This window comes from Pseudomonas sp. FSL R10-2964, assembly GCF_009600035.1.
GTDB lineage: Bacteria > Pseudomonadota > Gammaproteobacteria > Pseudomonadales > Pseudomonadaceae > Aquipseudomonas > Aquipseudomonas bubulae.
Window position 1 is genome coordinate 1 of sequence record NZ_WIWH01000012.1, and the last position, 16,985, is coordinate 16,985.

The 16,985-nt window shown below is 58.4% G+C and carries 13 protein-coding genes, 4 tRNA genes and 1 riboswitch; of the genes, 2 read left to right on the plus strand and 15 right to left on the minus strand.

Translation table 11 applies throughout. The annotated features are described in order from the left end of the window. Positions 1-17: 17 nt before the first annotated feature. The 8 genes from GHN92_RS08585 to ltaE all read right to left on the minus strand — a co-directional run bounded on the left by GHN92_RS08585 (position 18) and on the right by ltaE (position 6,112). Positions 18-94 (minus strand) — tRNA-Arg (locus tag GHN92_RS08585). Positions 95-165: 71 nt separating this feature from the next. Further along, positions 166-242, minus strand: a tRNA-Arg gene (locus GHN92_RS08590). Between the two features lie 71 nt (positions 243-313). Then, positions 314-390: transfer RNA gene (locus GHN92_RS08595), tRNA-Arg, on the minus strand. A 108-nt stretch (positions 391-498) separates the two neighbouring features. After that, positions 499-589 (minus strand) — tRNA-Ser (locus GHN92_RS08600). 61 nt (positions 590-650) lie between these two features. Next, on the minus strand, positions 651-839 hold the full coding sequence (gene csrA / locus GHN92_RS08605; RefSeq protein ID WP_095003370.1) for a carbon storage regulator CsrA: 189 nt from the start codon (positions 837-839) through the stop codon (positions 651-653). 184 nt (positions 840-1,023) lie between these two features. Continuing rightward, the gene (locus GHN92_RS08610) at positions 1,024-2,259 is read right to left on the minus strand and encodes an aspartate kinase (RefSeq protein WP_095003369.1); all 1,236 of its coding nucleotides are present in this window, start codon (positions 2,257-2,259) and stop codon (positions 1,024-1,026) included. 83 nt (positions 2,260-2,342) lie between these two features. Then, complete coding sequence (gene alaS / locus GHN92_RS08615) at positions 2,343-4,961, minus strand: alanine--tRNA ligase (RefSeq protein WP_095019219.1); 2,619 nt, start codon at positions 4,959-4,961, stop codon at positions 2,343-2,345. A 146-nt stretch (positions 4,962-5,107) separates the two neighbouring features. Then, positions 5,108-6,112, minus strand: a complete 1,005-nt coding sequence (ltaE, locus tag GHN92_RS08620) for a low-specificity L-threonine aldolase (RefSeq protein WP_133144243.1) — start codon at positions 6,110-6,112, stop codon at positions 5,108-5,110. Between the two features lie 215 nt (positions 6,113-6,327). Continuing rightward, positions 6,328-6,498, plus strand: a riboswitch (FMN riboswitch). Positions 6,499-6,629: 131 nt separating this feature from the next. On the opposite strand from ltaE, the gene GHN92_RS08625 reads away from it, so the two are divergent. Beyond that, positions 6,630-7,124 (plus strand): 6,7-dimethyl-8-ribityllumazine synthase, encoded by a 495-nt coding sequence (locus GHN92_RS08625; protein ID WP_095003366.1) that lies wholly within the window; start codon positions 6,630-6,632, stop codon positions 7,122-7,124. A gap of 152 nt (positions 7,125-7,276) precedes the next feature. Then, positions 7,277-8,758 (plus strand): M91 family zinc metallopeptidase, encoded by a 1,482-nt coding sequence (locus tag GHN92_RS08630; RefSeq protein WP_133144244.1) that lies wholly within the window; start codon positions 7,277-7,279, stop codon positions 8,756-8,758. On the opposite strand, the gene astE is transcribed toward GHN92_RS08630, so the two are convergent. The 7 genes from astE to GHN92_RS08665 form a co-directional block, all read right to left on the minus strand. Beyond that, positions 8,755-9,765 (minus strand): succinylglutamate desuccinylase, encoded by a 1,011-nt coding sequence (astE, locus tag GHN92_RS08635; RefSeq protein ID WP_095003229.1) that lies wholly within the window; start codon positions 9,763-9,765, stop codon positions 8,755-8,757. The two genes, GHN92_RS08630 and astE, sit on opposite strands and share 4 nt — an antisense overlap. 12 nt (positions 9,766-9,777) lie before the next feature. Next, positions 9,778-10,065 carry a hypothetical protein gene (locus GHN92_RS08640; protein ID WP_003440880.1) on the minus strand — a complete coding sequence of 96 codons (288 nt, stop codon included), beginning with the start codon at positions 10,063-10,065 and terminating at the stop codon, positions 9,778-9,780. A gap of 67 nt (positions 10,066-10,132) precedes the next feature. Further along, complete coding sequence (gene astB, locus GHN92_RS08645) at positions 10,133-11,479, minus strand: N-succinylarginine dihydrolase (protein WP_095003230.1); 1,347 nt, start codon at positions 11,477-11,479, stop codon at positions 10,133-10,135. Positions 11,480-11,596: 117 nt separating this feature from the next. After that, positions 11,597-13,066 (minus strand): succinylglutamate-semialdehyde dehydrogenase, encoded by a 1,470-nt coding sequence (gene astD / locus GHN92_RS08650; protein WP_169916948.1) that lies wholly within the window; start codon positions 13,064-13,066, stop codon positions 11,597-11,599. Beyond that, a complete protein-coding gene (astA, locus tag GHN92_RS08655) occupies positions 13,063-14,100 on the minus strand; it encodes an arginine N-succinyltransferase (protein ID WP_153379896.1) in 1,038 nt (345 codons plus the stop codon). Before astA ends, astD begins: the two co-directional genes overlap by 4 nt. Before the next feature lie 55 nt (positions 14,101-14,155). Then, positions 14,156-15,175, minus strand: coding sequence for an arginine/ornithine succinyltransferase subunit alpha (gene aruF, locus GHN92_RS08660; RefSeq protein WP_095003233.1), 1,020 nt, complete (start codon positions 15,173-15,175; stop codon positions 14,156-14,158). A 240-nt stretch (positions 15,176-15,415) separates the two neighbouring features. Next, positions 15,416-16,636 carry an aspartate aminotransferase family protein gene (locus GHN92_RS08665; RefSeq protein WP_095020866.1) on the minus strand — a complete coding sequence of 407 codons (1,221 nt, stop codon included), beginning with the start codon at positions 16,634-16,636 and terminating at the stop codon, positions 15,416-15,418. Between the last annotated feature and the right edge of the window lie 349 nt (positions 16,637-16,985).

Consider the following 16,985-nt stretch of genomic DNA (forward strand, 5'->3'; position numbering starts at 1 on the left):
GGCAATTGACTCTTAAATGGTGCACTCGACAGGATTCGAACCTGTGACCGCTCGGTTCGTAGCCGAGTACTCTATCCAGCTGAGCTACGAGTGCAAGTTGTGTTTGATAAACCAGACCACCGCTGGTTGAAGCAAAGCCAACCGCCTGGGCGATTGACTCTTAAATGGTGCACTCGACAGGATTCGAACCTGTGACCGCTCGGTTCGTAGCCGAGTACTCTATCCAGCTGAGCTACGAGTGCAAGTTGTGTTTGATAGACCAGACCACCGCTGGTTGAAGCAAAACCAATCGCCTTGGCAATTGACTCTTAAATGGTGCACTCGACAGGATTCGAACCTGTGACCGCTCGGTTCGTAGCCGAGTACTCTATCCAGCTGAGCTACGAGTGCATTTGAATGCGGCGCATTATAGACCGTTGAATCTCTCTGGCAAGATTTTTTTTCAGTATTTTCAACAACTTACTGAACTGCCTAGATTACAACGTGCTACATGAATAATGGCGGAGAAGGGGGGATTCGAACCCCCGACACCCTTTTGAGATGTACTCCCTTAGCAGGGGAGCGCCTTCGGCCACTCGGCCACCTCTCCGCAACACGGGGCGTATAATAACCAGCCTTTTCCCCGCATGCAACTAAAAACTTAAATAAAATTAAAGACTTGGTTCTTCATCCTTTTCATTCTTGATCCGCAGGTAGATCTCTTCACGGTGTACGGCCACTTCCTTGGGAGCATTGACGCCAATGCGCACCTGGTTGCCTTTGACGCCCAATACGGTCACGGTAATTTCGCCATCGCCTATGATCAGGCTTTCCGCACAACGGCGAGTCAGAATCAGCATACGTTTCTCCTCACACTTATCTTTTCAGGGACAACAGTCTGCAAAAAAAAAGAGCCCGAGCCTACTAGCGACTAGTAGCACTCTGCGCTCCTTAGTATTGACCAACATGACAAAACGGGTGGACTTCGTGCATGCCTGCCAAAAAACAAAGGGCGCGGATTAACCGCGCCCTTCTGGCGACGCCTTACTCGCCCTGTCGGGCTGGCGCATCCAGATCAAAAGCGGTGTGCAGGGAACGCACGGCCAGCTCCAGGTACTTTTCTTCGATCACAACAGACACTTTGATCTCGGAAGTCGAGATCATCAGGATGTTGATGTTCTCCTTGGCCAGCGATTCAAACATGCGGCTGGCAACGCCTGCATGAGAGCGCATGCCCACACCCACAATCGAAACCTTGGCAATGTTGGTGTCGCCCACCACTTCACGGGCACCGATCTCGCGAGCGGTATTTTCCAGCACGCTTTGCGCCGCATTGTAGTCATTGCGGTGTACGGTGAAGGTGAAGTCGGTGGTGTTATCGTGCGCAACGTTCTGCACGATCATGTCGACTTCGATGTTGGCCGCGCTGATCGGGCCCAGAATCTTGAACGCCACGCCCGGGGTGTCCGGCACGCCACGGATGGTCAGCTTGGCTTCGTCGCGATTGAACGCGATACCAGAAATGATCGGCTGTTCCATGGATTCCTCTTCATCAATAGTAATGAGGGTACCTGGACCCTCCTTGAAGCTGTGCAAAACGCGCAGCGGAACGTTGTACTTGCCGGCGAACTCGACTGCGCGGATCTGCAACACCTTGGAACCCAGGCTGGCCATTTCCAGCATTTCTTCGAAGGTGATCTTTTCCAGACGCTGCGCCTTGGCCACAACCCGCGGGTCAGTGGTGTAGACGCCGTCAACATCGGTGTAGATCTGGCATTCATCAGCCTTGAGGGCCGCTGCCAGCGCCACACCCGTGGTGTCGGAACCGCCACGGCCCAGCGTGGTGATATTGCCGAGCTCATCAACGCCCTGGAAACCGGCAACCACAACCACACGACCGGCCTTGAGATCAGCGCGAATCTTCTGATCGTCAATTTTCAGGATACGGGCCTTGGTGTGCGAGCTGTCCGTGAGGATGCGCACCTGGCTGCCGGTGTAGGACACGGCCGGCACACCACGCTTGTTCAGCGCCATGGACAGCAGACCAATAGTCACCTGCTCGCCCGTGGATACAATCATATCCAGCTCACGCGGCAACGGCTGATCGCTGATTTGCTTGGCCAGGTCGATCAGGCGATTGGTTTCGCCGCTCATGGCCGATAGCACGATCACCAGATCATTGCCGGCTTCGCGGAACTTCTTAACTTTATCGGCGACCTGCTCGATTCTCTCGACAGTGCCGACCGAGGTGCCTCCGAATTTCTGTACGATCAAAGCCATTTCAAAGCAGCCTCAGCCCATAAAGGGCGCCCATTTATCATTCAAACGACGCGCCGTTACTAGACAACGGCGCGTTCTGGACCTCAGATACCCTGCTCGACAAATGGCACGGTCAGAGCCAGCGCGGCGTCCAGGGCTGCAGCATCAACACCGCCACCTTGCGCCATGTCCGGACGACCACCGCCCTTCCCGCCCACTGCCGCAGCAGCCTGCTTCATCAAATCACCGGCTTTGAGTTGGCCAGTCAGGTCTTTGGTTACGCCTGCAACCAGTACAACCTTGTCTTCATGGACACTGCCGAGCAGGATCACCGCACGGCCGAGCTTGTTCTTCAGCTGATCTACCAGCGCCAGAAGCGCTTTGCCGTCTTGACCGTCCAGGCGGGCGGTCAACACTTTCACGCCTTTTACGTCCACCGCCGACGATGACAGATCATCACCCGCTGCGCTTGCGGCCTTGGCCTGCAACTGCTCAAGCTGTTTTTCCAGCTGACGGTTGCGCTCAAGTACCGCCGACAATTTGTCGACCAGGTTCTCGCGCGAGCCCTTGACCAGGCTGGCGGCTTCCTTGAGCTGCTCTTCGGCAGCATTGAGGTAAGCCAGTGCGGCTGCGCCGGTCACCGCTTCAATACGACGGATACCGGAGGCTACACCGCCTTCGCTGATGATTTTCATCAGGCCGATATCACCGGTGCGCTTGGCGTGGATACCACCACACAGCTCAACCGAGAAATCACCACCCATGCTCAGCACGCGCACGCTGTCGCCGTACTTCTCGCCAAACAGCGCCATGGCGCCTTTTTCCTTGGCGGTTTCGATGTCGGTTTCTTCAGTCTCGACCGGGGTATTCTTGCGAATCTCGGCGTTGACGATATCTTCCAGCGCCTTGATCTGCTCAGGCTTGATCGCTTCGAAGTGACTGAAGTCAAAACGCATGCGCTGGCTGTCAACCAGAGAGCCTTTCTGCTGAACGTGCTCGCCCAGAACCTGGCGCAAGGCGGCGTGCAGCAAGTGGGTGGCCGAGTGGTTCAGCGCCGTGGCGTGACGCACATCGGCGTCCACCTGGGCTTCAACGGTTTCGCCCACTTTCAGGCCGCCCGCAGCAACCACGCCGTGGTGCAGGAAAGCGCCACCGGTCTTGGTGGTGTCGCGCACGTCAAAGCGGGCAGCACCCGCCTGCAGGTAACCGCAATCGCCGACCTGACCGCCCGATTCGGCATAGAACGGGGTCTGGTCGAGAATCACCACACCCTCGTCGCCTTCGTTCAGGCTGGCAACCGACTGCCCTTCTTTATACAGCGCAACCACCTTGGCCGAGGCCTGGGTAGCGTTGTAACCGACAAACTCAGTCGGCACGTCGACTTTGACCAGGGTGTTGTAGTCCAGGCCAAACGAGCTGGCCGAACGGGCACGCACACGCTGGGCTTCCATCTCGCGTTCGAAGCCTTCTTCGTCCACGGTCAGGTTGCGCTCGCGGGCGATATCGGCCGTCAGGTCCATCGGGAAGCCGTAGGTGTCGTAGAGCTTGAACACTACGTCGCCAGGCACCACGGTGCCCTTGAGCTCAGCCAGATCCAGCTCGAGGATTTTCAGACCCTGCTCCAGGGTCTTGGAGAACTGCTCTTCTTCAGCCTTGAGCACGCGCTCGATATTGGCCTGCTCGCGCACCAGCTCCGGGAAGCTGGCACCCATCTCGGCCACCAGGGCCGCGACGATCTTGTAGAAGAAATTGCCAGTAGCACCCAGCTTGTTGCCATGACGGCAGGCGCGACGAATGATGCGGCGCAGCACGTAGCCGCGACCTTCGTTCGATGGCAGTACACCGTCGGCGATCAGGAAGCTGCACGAACGGATATGGTCCGCTACCACCTTGAGCGATGCCTGGCCTTCGTTGGCGCAGCCGATCGCGTCCGCCGCTGCGGTCAGCAGGCTCTGGAACAGGTCGATATCGTAGTTGGAGTTGACGTGCTGCATCACCGCACTGATCCGCTCCAGGCCCATGCCGGTGTCTACCGACGGCGCTGGCAACGGATGCAACACGCCATCGGCGGTGCGGTTGAACTGCATGAAAACGTTGTTCCAGATTTCGATGTAACGGTCGCCGTCTTCGTCTGGCGAGCCCGGCGGGCCACCCCAGATTTCCGGGCCGTGATCGTAGAAAATCTCGGTGCACGGGCCGCACGGGCCGGTATCGCCCATGGTCCAGAAGTTGTCCGATGCATACGGCGCGCCCTTGTTGTCGCCGATACGGATCATGCGCTCGGCAGGCACGCCGACGTCCTGGGTCCAGATGTCGTAGGCTTCGTCATCGCTGGCGTAGACGGTCACCCACAGCTTGTCTTTGGGCAGCTTGAGAACACCGGTCAGGAAGGTCCAGGCGAAATTGATCGCATCTTTCTTGAAGTAATCGCCAAAGCTGAAATTGCCGAGCATTTCAAAGAAGGTGTGGTGACGGGCGGTGTAACCGACGTTTTCCAGGTCGCTGTTCTTGCCGCCGGCACGCACGCACTTCTGGCTGCTGGTCGCTCGGGTGTAGGCACGTTTTTCTTGACCCAGGAAACAGTCCTTGAACTGGTTCATCCCCGCGTTGGTGAACAGCAGGGTCGGGTCGTTATTAGGGACCAAGGAGCTGGAAGGGACACGGGTGTGACCTTGCTCCTCGAAGAAGCGAAGGAAGGCTTCACGGATTTCTGCGCTTTTCATAGGTTCTTCCACGGAGGCTGCGGCCAGAGGCAAGTAAATCACGTCAATCGACAGTGCGACTCGCAAAGGGCCGCATTATATCGGCCCTTCGCCCCGGGTACAGCGTGTTTATACGATAGCGACAAGCAATTGGACGGATTGAACGCTTATTGAAGGGAAAACTCGGCAAAAACCGCTATCACCTGCTCAATCTGGCTGCGACTGACATCCATGTGCGTCACCATTCGCAAGCGCGGCGCGGCACTGAGCCTGATCCCCTGGCCGGCCGCAAAGGCCTTGAGTGCCTCGGCACGCTCACCGATCTGGACGTAGACCATATTGGTCTGCACCGGCTCAACCTCATAACCGGCAGCACGCAGGCCCTCGGCCAGCAACTGGGCATTGGCATGGTCATCGGCCAGACGCGCCACCTGATGATCCAGTGCATACAGCCCGGCAGCCGCCAGTTGACCGGCCTGGCGCATGCCGCCCCCGACCATCTTGCGCAGGCGTCGGGCGCGGGAGACAAGCTCGGCGGTGCCGCACAGCACCGACCCCACGGGCGCGCCCAGGCCTTTGGACAGGCAGACCGATACCGAATCGAAATGGCGGGTGATATCACCGGCGTCAACGCCCAGTTTGACCGCCGCGTTGTACAACCGCGCGCCATCAAGATGCAGCGCCAGGCCGTGCTCGCGGGTCAGGCGGCCGGCAGCTGCCAGGTACTCGGTGGGCAGCACCTTGCCTTGCATGGTGTTTTCCAGCGCAAGCAGGCGGGTGCGGGCAAAGTGGAAGTCATCCGGTTTGATCGCGGCAGCCACCTGTTTCAGATCAAGCGAGCCATCGGCCTGCACCTCCAGCGGTTGCGGCTGAATGGACCCCAGGACCGCCGCCCCGCCACCTTCATACTTATAGGTGTGAGCCTGCTGACCGACGATGTATTCATCACCGCGCTCGCAATGCGCCATCAAGGCCAGCAGGTTGCTCATGGTGCCCGTAGGCACAAACAGCCCCCTGGCAAAGCCCAGGCGCAATGCCAGCTCGGATTCCAGTTTGTTCACCGAAGGATCTTCGCCATACACATCATCGCCCATAGGCGCATTTGCCATGGCTTCACGCATGCCTGGGGTGGGTTGGGTCACGGTGTCACTACGAAGATCGATAACAGTCATGGGAGCGGCCTCAACAAGAAGTGATCATCTCTGGATGCTAATCGGGGTATTCCCTTTCAAACAAGTGCAGTACGCACAGGATTAGCCATATTCAAGGGTTGATCCGGGAATCTGCAGGTAACACAGCAAAAATATTGATAGCTATTAGCAAAAAGCAGCCATGCATCTGCGAAAAAATTGTGATACAAAATGCCCGTCGCCAGAAAGGCTGGCGGCAACGTTCTCAGGGCGGGGTGCGACTCCCCACCGGCGGTAATTGCGCGCAAAGCGCATAGCCCGCGAGCGCTTGGCACATTCTTGAGCTTCGGCCAGGAATAAACCAAGGTCAGCAGACCCGGTGTGATCCCGGGGCCGACGGTCATAGTCCGGATGAAGAGAGAACGGGATTGGCGCCAAAGGGCCGTCAACCAGGCGGGATAGTGGCGATGCCGTATGGCCGTGCGCTGCCCTCCTGAACGCACCCTTTAATCCCATTCGATTCATATGCCCTGTTTTTCACACAAACAGGAATCTGAACATGCAACCTACAGCTATTCACCACAACGAACGTGTCGCATTTATCCAGGCTTCCTGGCACAAAGAGATTGTCGACCAGAGCCGCAAGGGCTTCCTGGCCGAAATGCTGGTGCTGGGCTATCAGGAAAGCGACATCGATTTCTTCGAAGTCGGCGGCGCATTCGAGATCCCGCTGCACGCCAAACTGCTGGCCAAGACCGGTCGTTACGCCGGAATTGTCGGCGCCGCACTGGTCGTGGATGGCGGCATCTACCGTCACGACTTTGTTGCCCAGACGGTCGTCAGCGGCCTGATGCAAGTACAGCTGGAAACCGAAGTGCCGGTGTTCTCCGTCAGCCTCACGCCGCACCACTTCCACGCCGGTGAGGAGCATCAGAAGTTTTTCTTTGAGCACTTCGTGCACAAAGGCCAGGAAGCCGCCCGGACGTGCGTAGACACACTGCAGAAAATCCGCACCATCAAGCGCATGGATACCCAGCAAAAACGCGCGGTGTAATGCCTGATTCCCCGGCCAGCCCTGAAACCAGGCTCGCCGGGGAGCACACCATAAACATGTAACGCACACATAAGCCATCCAGGCGTTTCAATTGTCGACACAGGTGCCCGGTCACCGATGACATTTGAACTTGACGCCCAGGAGCATCTCTTATGTGCCCAACCCCGCCCCCAGTAACAACTACCCCTCTGCCAGCCCCTCATCATTTCGAGTTTGACGGCGGTGCCCAGGCCCCGCTCGAAAGAACCGAAACAACGGTTTCACACCCCCTGCCCCATGTGACAGAGAGCACCACACAAAGCATTCTTCATATTGGCGATAACGCCACCCTCGTGCGCTACGTCACTGAAGGCGTCCTGTACCCCCGCCCCATTGACCGCCTGGTCTTCCGCGCCTCGGTGGCGCGGGCATCCATTTGCGTCACCAAGGGCGACAACGACTCTCTGCTGATCGACCTGAACCATGAGCGCTATCGGATAAAGCCTGCAAGTGCAAAGCAGATCATCGAAATTCATACCTTGAACGGCAACGATACGGTTTACATCGCCGACACCCTGAAAAACACCTTTCATATCGAAACCGGCCCCGGCAATGACACCGTCGTGACCAGCAGCGGCAAGTCCACGGTGCTGACCGGTACTGGCGATGACATGGTGATGACCCGTGGGGGTGCCAGCTACGTAGACACTGGAGATGGCAATGACATCGTCAACGCCAATGGCACGGGCACAACCGTTGCCTACACGGGCAAAGGGGCAGACTTTTTTCGTGGCGGGGCCGGCATGGCCTTTATCGACGCAGGAGAAGGTGACGATGTAGCCGTCGGAGGCCAGGGCCACAGCATTCTATGCGGGGGCGACGGCGATGACCTTATTACAGCCGGAGCGGGCTCCAATGTGATCTATACCGGCCAGGGCCAGGACATCCTCAATCAAATAAAAGACAGGGACAAAGTATTCACCGACAGCGAGCCCACCTATATCGCCGAAGGCAGAATCACCCCGCACAAAAAGGTCGCCAATACATTTATTGGCAGCCCAATCCCCCTGCCGGAATCAGGGCTGATTATTCAAGGCAGCGAAGAGTTTATCGTAAGGGTTCAGGATGACTTGAAACTGTTGCTGAGCTCCGGCAACGGGAGCCAGCTACTGCGCGAACTGACAAAAAGTATTCGTAAAAGCCAGAAACCCATCACCATCGCCGAACTCAAGCAGGTAAATAACGGCCTATACATACCCAATCTGGGTGATGGCCGGTCTTTTATTCAGGTCGGGATGGCAGGTCTGCCTGATTTCGGAGGAACGGTGTACTACAACCCGGCATTTTCCACACCCGGCGCGATACCGCTTACCTCTCTGTACCACGAGCTATGCCACGCCTACAACTTTGTCACGGGCACACGATTTTTAGGCGCAAGCCCCGACGGGCATCAGGGAACCAAGCAAGCTGCGCTGGTGAAAAATGATGAACTGCAGGCCGTGGGCTTACCTTGCAACACAGAGCCCTTTGACTTCGATAAAGACCCTGCAACCCCTGCCCTCCCCACGAACCCGGCACAGTTCAGCGAAAACGGCATACGCGAAGAACTGGGGCTGCCCCTGCGCAAAACCTATATCTATTACTCGGATGATTAACCCTGTGGGGCCAGGGTTGTCGGTTCGATAATGATACCGGCGCGCAGGCCATTTTTGACTTTAGGGTTGGGAAAGATGATCCGCGCACCCTCTTCTTCAATAATCCAGCGGGTTTTGCCGGCGTCTTGCGCCAGCAGATAGCCCTTGGGCAACTCGCTGAAATTTTCGATATCGGCAGGCAAGTGCAGGATAAAGGCATCACTGTGCTTGATGACTTCACGCGCCACACTGAACAACTGCAAACCCTCGAGCGAAGCATCGGCCAGTGCTGGCTCGCTACCCTCGATCATCTGCTGCAAACGCTGCTCCAGACGTTCGACATTGACTCCGCCGTTCTGCCCGAAAGGCCGGGCCTTGCCCAACTCAAGGGTAAACGCCTCGGCGCCCAAGCGATCGTAGGTATAGGCACTGAACACAATGGAGGGCTTGTTTTGCAACAGCACCGCTTCCATCCCGGCCGCACGCAAGCGCGACAGCTCTTCGCGAGAGTGGCTACGGCCCTCCTTGAAGGGATACAACGCAAACTGCTCGATCTTCGACCCTCGAATGGCCGTGTGCAAGTCGTAGTGCAGACGAGTACGCCCGGGAGGGCTGAAAAAGGTTTCAGCCAGGTGTTCAAGCTCGCAAGCACGCAGGGCTTCGGGGCCACTGCTGCTTTCGTGACGGCCGTTGAACAGCCGGTTGAGGTCTTCCTCGACAAAACGTGCGCCAGTACGCATGGCGCCGGGGTTGCCGAACAGGAACAGAATTCGCGCACGGGGCTTGATAGTACCCCGTGCAATGGCCTGCAACAGGCGATCAAGCAACTCGATCGGCGCTGTTTCATTGCCATGGATGCCGGCTGACAACAACAGATCCATACCGTTGTCACGAGCCTCGGGCGGGCGCACTTCAAGCGCGCCTTCGGTCAGCCAGCGCATCCGCACGCCGTCGACAGTCAGTTGAGTTTTCTCGGCCGGTTCACGTCCGGCCAAGGTCAGTTCAAGCAGTTTGCCGAGAGCGAGCATAGAACTTCCTTATCAGTGGTTGCAGTCCGGACCGTGTACGTGACCGTCTTCATCATCGCCCAGATCAGCCGGTTCCATTTCCAGTTGCAGGCTCACAAGGTTAGTCGCCAATGGGCGCAGCAGCAGGTTGGCGTATTCGGCATCGCCTTCTTCAACGTCTACACCGATCAGCAACTGGCCACGGCCGTCCTGCTGGATCCACAATTCCTTGCCCTGCCACATGACGGCAACGCGCGTGCAGGACGTTTCCAGCTGGGTACCGTCGGTGTCTTCAAGGATCAGCTTCAGGGTATCAGTCATTTCATCGCTCTCATTGGGGTGTGAAGGTGCGTGCCCGGCGTCAACTATCACCCAGGCACAGCGCCTTTCAATTGATCTGGAAGGGGTAAACCGCGCCCAGTTTAAGGATTTGCGTCAGTTCATCCAATGCCGTGCGGCATTCAAGCAGCAATTGTGGATCAGCCAGGTCACTTTCGCGCAAAGCATCACGATAATGTTTGTTCACCCAGACCGTCAGGGTGTCGTACAGCGCCGGGGTCATGATCACGCCGGGGTTGACGGCCGCCAGCTCGGTTTCGTTGAGCGCGACCCGCAGGCGCAGGCACGCCGGACCACCGCCATTCTGCATGCTCTGCTTGAGGTCGAACACCTTGACCTCACGGATCGGCCCGCCAGCGGCCGTCAGCCCTTGCAGGTACTGCCACACGCGCGGGTTGGCACGACACTCTTCAGGCACGATCAATAGCATCGAGCCATCGGCGCGGCTCAGCAGTTGGCTGTTGAACAGATAAGAGCGCACGGCATCTTCCACGGCCACCTGATCACGGGGCACGCTGATCGACTGGAAGTTGGCGCCGCGGGTCGCCAGCTTGGCCTGCAACTCGGCCAGCATCTGCTCGGTATTGAGGAAAGCATCCTGGTGATGGAACAACAGTTCACCATTACCCACGGCGATCACGTCGTTATGAAACACACCCTGGTCAATGACCGCAGGATTTTGCTGGGCAAACACCACACCCTCCTCGCTCAGGCCATGCAGGCGAGCCACTGCCTGCGAAGCCTCGAGGGTCTGGCGCGCCGGGTATTTTTGCGGTGCCGGGTAACGACTGTCGAACGCACTGCGGCCGAACACAAAAAACTCGACACCGGCCTCACCATAATCGCGGCAAAAACGCGTGTGGTTGGCTGCACCTTCATCGCCAAATTGCGCCACTGCCGGCAAAGCCGCGTGGTGGGCAAAATGCTCCTGATCGGCAAACATCGCGCCCAGCACGCGACTGGTGGTCGGGTGCTCGATACTGCGATGGTATTTGCAATTGAGGTTGGCAGCGGTGAAGTGCACGCGACCGTCAGCGGTGTCGGCACTGGGGCTGACTGTGGCCGCATTGGCTACCCACATGCTAGAGGCCGAGCAGCTGGCGACCAGCAATGGCATGGCCTCTTTGGCGGCGCGCTCGATCACCTGAGCATCAGTCCCGGCAAAACCCAGGCTGCGCAAGGCAGCAACGTCCGGACGCTCTTGCGGGGCCAGCACGCCCTGGACAAAGCCCATGTCCATCAACGCTTTCATTTTTTCCAGGCCTTGCAGCGCAGCTTCCTTAGGGTTGGAAGCCTGCTGGCTGTTGCTCTGGGAAGCGACGTTGCCAAACGACAAACCGCCATAGTTATGGGTCGGCCCCACTAAACCGTCAAAATTGACTTCAAAGGACTTCATCAGCGAGGCTCCGGAAAACGGTTATAAGTCATACAGCACCTGTGGGAGCGAGCCAGCTCGCGAATGGCCTTTAAGGTTTTCGCGAGCAGGCTCGCTCCCACAGGGTTGAGATAAGCGTTACGACATCCGCACGCCCGGGGTCAGCGCTGCTGGCAAAGCCAGAGTCGGCGTTTCAAGGGAAGCCACCGGGTATGCGCAATAATCCGCCGCGTAGTAGGCACTGGCGCGATGATTGCCCGACGCCCCGATACCACCAAATGGCGCACTGCTCGCCGCGCCGGTCAATTGTTTGTTCCAGTTGACGATACCGGCGCGGCTTTCGAGCCAGAACTGCTGGTAACGCGCTTCGGAATCCGACAGCAACCCGGCCGCCAGACCAAACGCCGTGTTGTTGGCTTCAGCAATCGCCGCATCAAAGTCAGCGTAGCGAATCACTTGCAGCAATGGCCCGAACAGTTCTTCGTCCAAACGATCGCCAACCTCTGTCACATCGATAATGCCCGGCGTCAGCAAGGCGGCATTACTGTCTGGCTGGTGCATTTCCAGCAAGGCCACAGCCCCCGACCCCAGCAACACTTCCTGGGCATCCATCAAGGCGCGCGCTGCGCCAAGGGAAATCACCGACCCCATGAATGGCGCCGGCTGCTGATCGAAAGCACCCACTTCGATGCTCTGACTCACTTCAACCAGGCGCGTCAGCAGGCTGTCGCCCCATGCGCCTTGCGGCACCAGCAAGCGGCGGGCACAGGTGCAACGCTGCCCGGCGGAGATAAAGGCCGACTGGATGATGGTGTACACCGCTGCGTCCAGGTCCTCTACCTGATCGACCACCAGCGGGTTGTTGCCACCCATTTCCAGAGCCAGGATTTTGTCCGGGCGCCCGGCAAATTGCTGGTGCAGGGCATTGCCGGTGCGGCTCGAACCGGTGAAGAACAACCCGTCGATACCCGTGTGCGCCGCCAGGGCGATACCGGTGTCGCGTGCGCCCTGCAGCAGGTTGAGCACGCCCGCAGGCAGACCCGCTTCGATCCAGCACTTGACCGTCAGCTCGGCGACTTTAGGGGTCAGCTCGCTCGGTTTGAATACCACGCTGTTACCCGCCAGCAACGCCGGAACAATGTGCCCGTTGGGCAAATGACCGGGGAAGTTGTACGGGCCGAAAACAGCCACTACACCATGAGGCTTGTGACGCAAAACGGCCGTGGCATCGCCCAGCGGTCCGCTTTTTTCACCCGTGCGCTCGCGGTAGCTCTGCACCGAAATCGCCACTTTATTGATCATGCTGGTGACTTCGGTGGCCGACTCCCAGAGGGGTTTGCCGGTTTCTTCACCGATGCAGCGCGACAGTTCGTCGGCGTGGTTTTTAAGGCTTGCGGCAAACGCTTCGAGCACGCTCAGGCGCTGCTCGAAAGTCTGTTTGGCCCACTGCGGGAAAGCCTGGCGCGCAGCCTTCACGGCGGCATCCACTTGCCCGGCATCGGCGCCCTTGCCAGCCCAAAGCACGTGTTGGGTAACCGGGTTCAGCGACTCCAAAGCCTCGCCCTGCCCGCTCTGCCAGGTACCTGCGATATACAACGTACTCATTATTTTGACTCCCGTGGGACCACTGACTGGGCGGACAAGGCAACGGCGCGCACCTGGTCGCCCGCGCTCAGTTGCAGGCGTTTGGCGGTCAGCGGGTCGACCACCAGGGTGCCAGCAGCCAGCCGCGCAGGGGCGGCCGTGATGCGGCAATTTTCTCGTTTGCGGTTGTGCATCAGGTAAGGCGTTGCGTCGTCACCCGGTGTGCCAATAGCCAGTACCAGCGCTTCGCTGTCGCGCACTGCGCGGATCTTGCTGGTTTCACACTCAACCGCCGGGCCTGCGTCAAAAATATCGACGTAGCCCTGATAACTGAAGCCTTCGCTTTTAAGCATGTTCAAGGCCGGTTCGGTGTGGGTATGCACCTTGCCGATCACCGCTCGGGCATCTTCGGACAGGAAACAGGTGTACACCGGGAACTTGGGCATCAACTCGGCGATAAAGGCTTTGTTGCCCACGCCGGTCAGGTAGTCGGCCTGGCTGAACTCCATTTTGAAAAAGTGCCGGCCCAGGCTTTCCCAAAAGGGCGAGCGGCCACTTTCATCGGACATGCCACGCATTTCGGCAATGATCTTGCTGCCAAACAGCTCCGGGAACTCGGCGATAAACAGCATCCGCGCCTTGGCCAGCAGGCGGCCATTGAGCCCGGTACGGTAATCGGCACTGAGGAACAACGAGCACAGCTCGGAGTTACCGGTCAGGTCATTGGCCAGAAACAGGGTCGGGATTTCGCGGTAAATATTCAACTCTTGAGAGGCGCTGACCGTCAGGCCCACACGGAAGTTGTACCAGGGTTCACGCAGACCGACGGCACCGGCAATGGCAGAAATACCCACCACTTTGCCATCGTCGTTTTCGAGCACAAACAGATAGTCCGCATCGCCACGCTCGGCTTCGCCACGGAAGGTTTTCTCAGCCCAGGTGACCCGATGCAGCAAGCGCTCTTCGTTGGCCGGCAAGGTGGTCAGGCCGGTGCCGGTGCTGCGTGCCAGCTCAATCAGGGCCGGTAAATCGCTGTTGCGTACAGGACGAACGATCATGCTATCTCCTTGGACGGGGCTCGCTGACGACCCCCGCGAAACTCGCTCAAACGCGTTATACCGCTACCACTCGTACGCTGGCACCTTCGCCAACACCAAGTGCTTCGGCCGCTTCCAGATCCAGCGTGACCGGTTTGCCCGGCGCCCAATCCAGCTCCAGCAATACGGCGCGGTAATCCTGTAGCTGGGCATTGGCCACCAGATACTGACGTCCACCGCCTGTGCTCAGTGCGCCGATCTTGACCGGAACCACGCGGCTCTGGGCGATTGAGCGGATGCCCGAAACCCGGGCATGCAAGGTCGGGCCACCGTCGAAAATATCGATGTAGTGATCGGTCTCGAAACCTTCGCGCATCAGGATGTCAAAGGTGATCTGCGCACGCGGGTGGACTTGCCCCATGGCCTCTTGGGCGGTGTCAGGCAGCAGCGGCACGTAAATCGGGTAATGCGGCATCAGCTCGGCAAGGAAGGTGCGGCTTTTAAGCCCGCACAGACGCTCGGCGGCGGCATAGTTCAAGTCGAAGAAGTTGCGGCCAATGGCGTCCCAGAACGGCGAGTCGCCATTTTCATCGCTGTAGCCAACGATCTCGGTGACCACGGAGTCGGCAAAACGCTCCGGGTGGTTGGCCACAAACAGCAGGCGGCCACGGGAGTTGAGTTCGGACCAGGCCGACCCCACCAGTTCCGGGACCACATAAAAACTGGTCAGCAGGCTGTTACCGGTCAGATCATGGCACTGCGACAGGACGTGAATCTTGTTGTGAATCTTAAGTTCGCGGGAGGCGTGCACGAACGTCTCGTTACGGAAGCTGTAAAACGGCTCCGAATAACCGGCCGAGGCCACGATCGCCGAGCACCCCACCAACTTGCCGGCAGCGGTGTCTTCAAGGACGAAAAAATAGCTTTCTTCGCCATTGAAGCTCACTTCGGCAGCGAACGAGGTTTCAGACGCGGCGATCTTGTCGCGCAGGCGTTCGATATCGTCCGGCAATGAAGTGACACCAATCGGGCTGTCCGCAGCCAGACGCTGTACCTCGCCCAGATCAGCCATTTGCGCAGGGCGCATCACCAGCATGGTGTCACTCCTTAATCCTTGAATTGCATAGAGGGGTATAGGCCGAACAGTCGAGTGCACCCGGGATTTCAACTGTGGGAGCGGGCTTGCTCGCGATGACGTCACTGCGGCGTGACTGACACACCGCGCTGCCTGTATCGCGAGCAAGCCCGCTCCGACATTGAAAGCCCTGTGCATTGAGCCTGGCCCGGCACATTAAATTCGGTTCGACGCCCGGCAAGCCGGGCGTCGAGGTCACACTCAGGCTTGCGTCAGATTCTTTACGGCACGTTCGAAGCGGTTCAGACCTTCTTCGATATCGGCCTCGTCAACCACCAGGCTTGGCGCGAAACGCACAACGTCGGGGCCGGCCTGCAGAATCATCAGGTTTTCTTTTTCAGCAGCATTGAAAATGTCCTTGGCGCGGCCCTTCCAGGCATCGTTCAGCACACAACCCAGCAGCAGGCCCATGCCACGCACTTGAGTGAACAGGCCGTATTGCTGGCCGATTTGCTCAAGGCGGGTCTTGAACAGGTCATGCCTGGCCTTGACGCCTTGCAGTACCTCTGGCGTGTTGATCACATCGATTACCGCATTGCCGACTGCACACGCCAGCGGGTTACCGCCGTAGGTGGTGCCGTGGGTGCCGACAACCAGATGCTTGGCCAGCGCTTCGGTGGTCAGCATGGCTGCGATCGGGAAACCGCCGCCCAGGCTCTTGGCGCTGGTCAAAATATCCGGGGTCACGCCGTAATGCATGTAGGCAAACAGCTCGCCGGTACGACCCATGCCGGTTTGAACTTCGTCAAACACCAGCAACGCATTGTGCTGGTCGCACAGTTCGCGGGCGCCTTGCAGGTAAGCCTGCTCGGCCGGCAGCACGCCGCCTTCGCCCTGGATCGGCTCCAGCACCACTGCGCAGGTCTTGTCCGAAATCGCCGCTTTCAGCGCATCAAGGTCGTTGAACGGAACATGGGTAATGCCGGTGATTTTCGGACCAAAACCGTCGGAGTACTTCGACTGCCCGCCCACGTTCACGGTGAATAGCGTGCGGCCGTGAAAGCTGTTGAGCGCGGCGATGATTTCGTACTTCTCGCTGCCGAAACGGTCATGGGCGACACGACGGGCCAGCTTGAAAGCGGCTTCGTTGGCTTCAGCGCCCGAGTTGCAGAAGAACACACGCTCGGCAAAGGTCGAGTCCACCAGTTTTTTCGCCAGGCGCAACGCCGGCTCGTTGGTGAACACGTTGGACACATGCCAAAGAGTATTCGCCTGCTCAGTCAAGGCACCGACCAATGCCGGATGCGCATGGCCAAGAACGTTAACGGCAATGCCGCCCGCGAAGTCGATCAGCTCCCGACCGGCCTGATCCCACACTCGGGAACCGGCACCACGCACAGGAATAAAGGCTGCAGGCGCGTAGTTGGGAACCATGACCTGGTCGAAATCGGCGCGTTGCACCGGGGCTTGCTCAACGGACATCGGAGTCTCCTGAAGAGGAACGCCTGCCTAAACTGGCGAGCGATGGGGGAATTGTAGGGACACATCGGGAGCACGCCTTGTCGCCAAGCGACAACTTCTTATAGCGCCAAACCACGATTTACAAAGGCATTACGACAATGCGACATATTCCGTCACAAAGGCGCAGTTTAAACGCTGGGGCGTCTTTGCGGCAGCACTCTGGCGCGCTGATTTGCCCGGAAAACGCGAGTTTTTGCCGATCACCGCCGGATCTGTACGTATGGGTGCTAAATATGTATGGATTGATCGCTGATTGTTGATGCAAAGCCTCCGCCAGCCAGCAAATATTTGCGCTTTTTAACGGGCTCGT

Bases quoted from the DNA above. Each gene is read 5' to 3' on its own strand.
- GHN92_RS08665 (WP_095020866.1), bottom strand. From the start codon at position 16,636: ATGTCCGTTGAGCAAGCCCCGGTGCAACGCGCCGATTTCGACCAGGTC.
- GHN92_RS08640 (WP_003440880.1), bottom strand. From the start codon at position 10,065: ATGACTGATACCCTGAAGCTGATCCTTGAAGACACCGACGGTACCCAG.
- GHN92_RS08625 (WP_095003366.1), top strand. From the start codon at position 6,630: ATGCAACCTACAGCTATTCACCACAACGAACGTGTCGCATTTATCCAG.
- astE (WP_095003229.1), bottom strand. From the start codon at position 9,765: ATGCTCGCTCTCGGCAAACTGCTTGAACTGACCTTGGCCGGACGTGAA.
- ltaE (WP_133144243.1), bottom strand. From the start codon at position 6,112: ATGACTGTTATCGATCTTCGTAGTGACACCGTGACCCAACCCACCCCA.
- GHN92_RS08610 (WP_095003369.1), bottom strand. From the start codon at position 2,259: ATGGCTTTGATCGTACAGAAATTCGGAGGCACCTCGGTCGGCACTGTC.
- csrA (WP_095003370.1), bottom strand. From the start codon at position 839: ATGCTGATTCTGACTCGCCGTTGTGCGGAAAGCCTGATCATAGGCGAT.
- aruF (WP_095003233.1), bottom strand. From the start codon at position 15,175: ATGCTGGTGATGCGCCCTGCGCAAATGGCTGATCTGGGCGAGGTACAG.
- GHN92_RS08630 (WP_133144244.1), top strand. From the start codon at position 7,277: ATGTGCCCAACCCCGCCCCCAGTAACAACTACCCCTCTGCCAGCCCCT.
- alaS (WP_095019219.1), bottom strand. From the start codon at position 4,961: ATGAAAAGCGCAGAAATCCGTGAAGCCTTCCTTCGCTTCTTCGAGGAG.
- astB (WP_095003230.1), bottom strand. From the start codon at position 11,479: ATGAAGTCCTTTGAAGTCAATTTTGACGGTTTAGTGGGGCCGACCCAT.
- astA (WP_153379896.1), bottom strand. From the start codon at position 14,100: ATGATCGTTCGTCCTGTACGCAACAGCGATTTACCGGCCCTGATTGAG.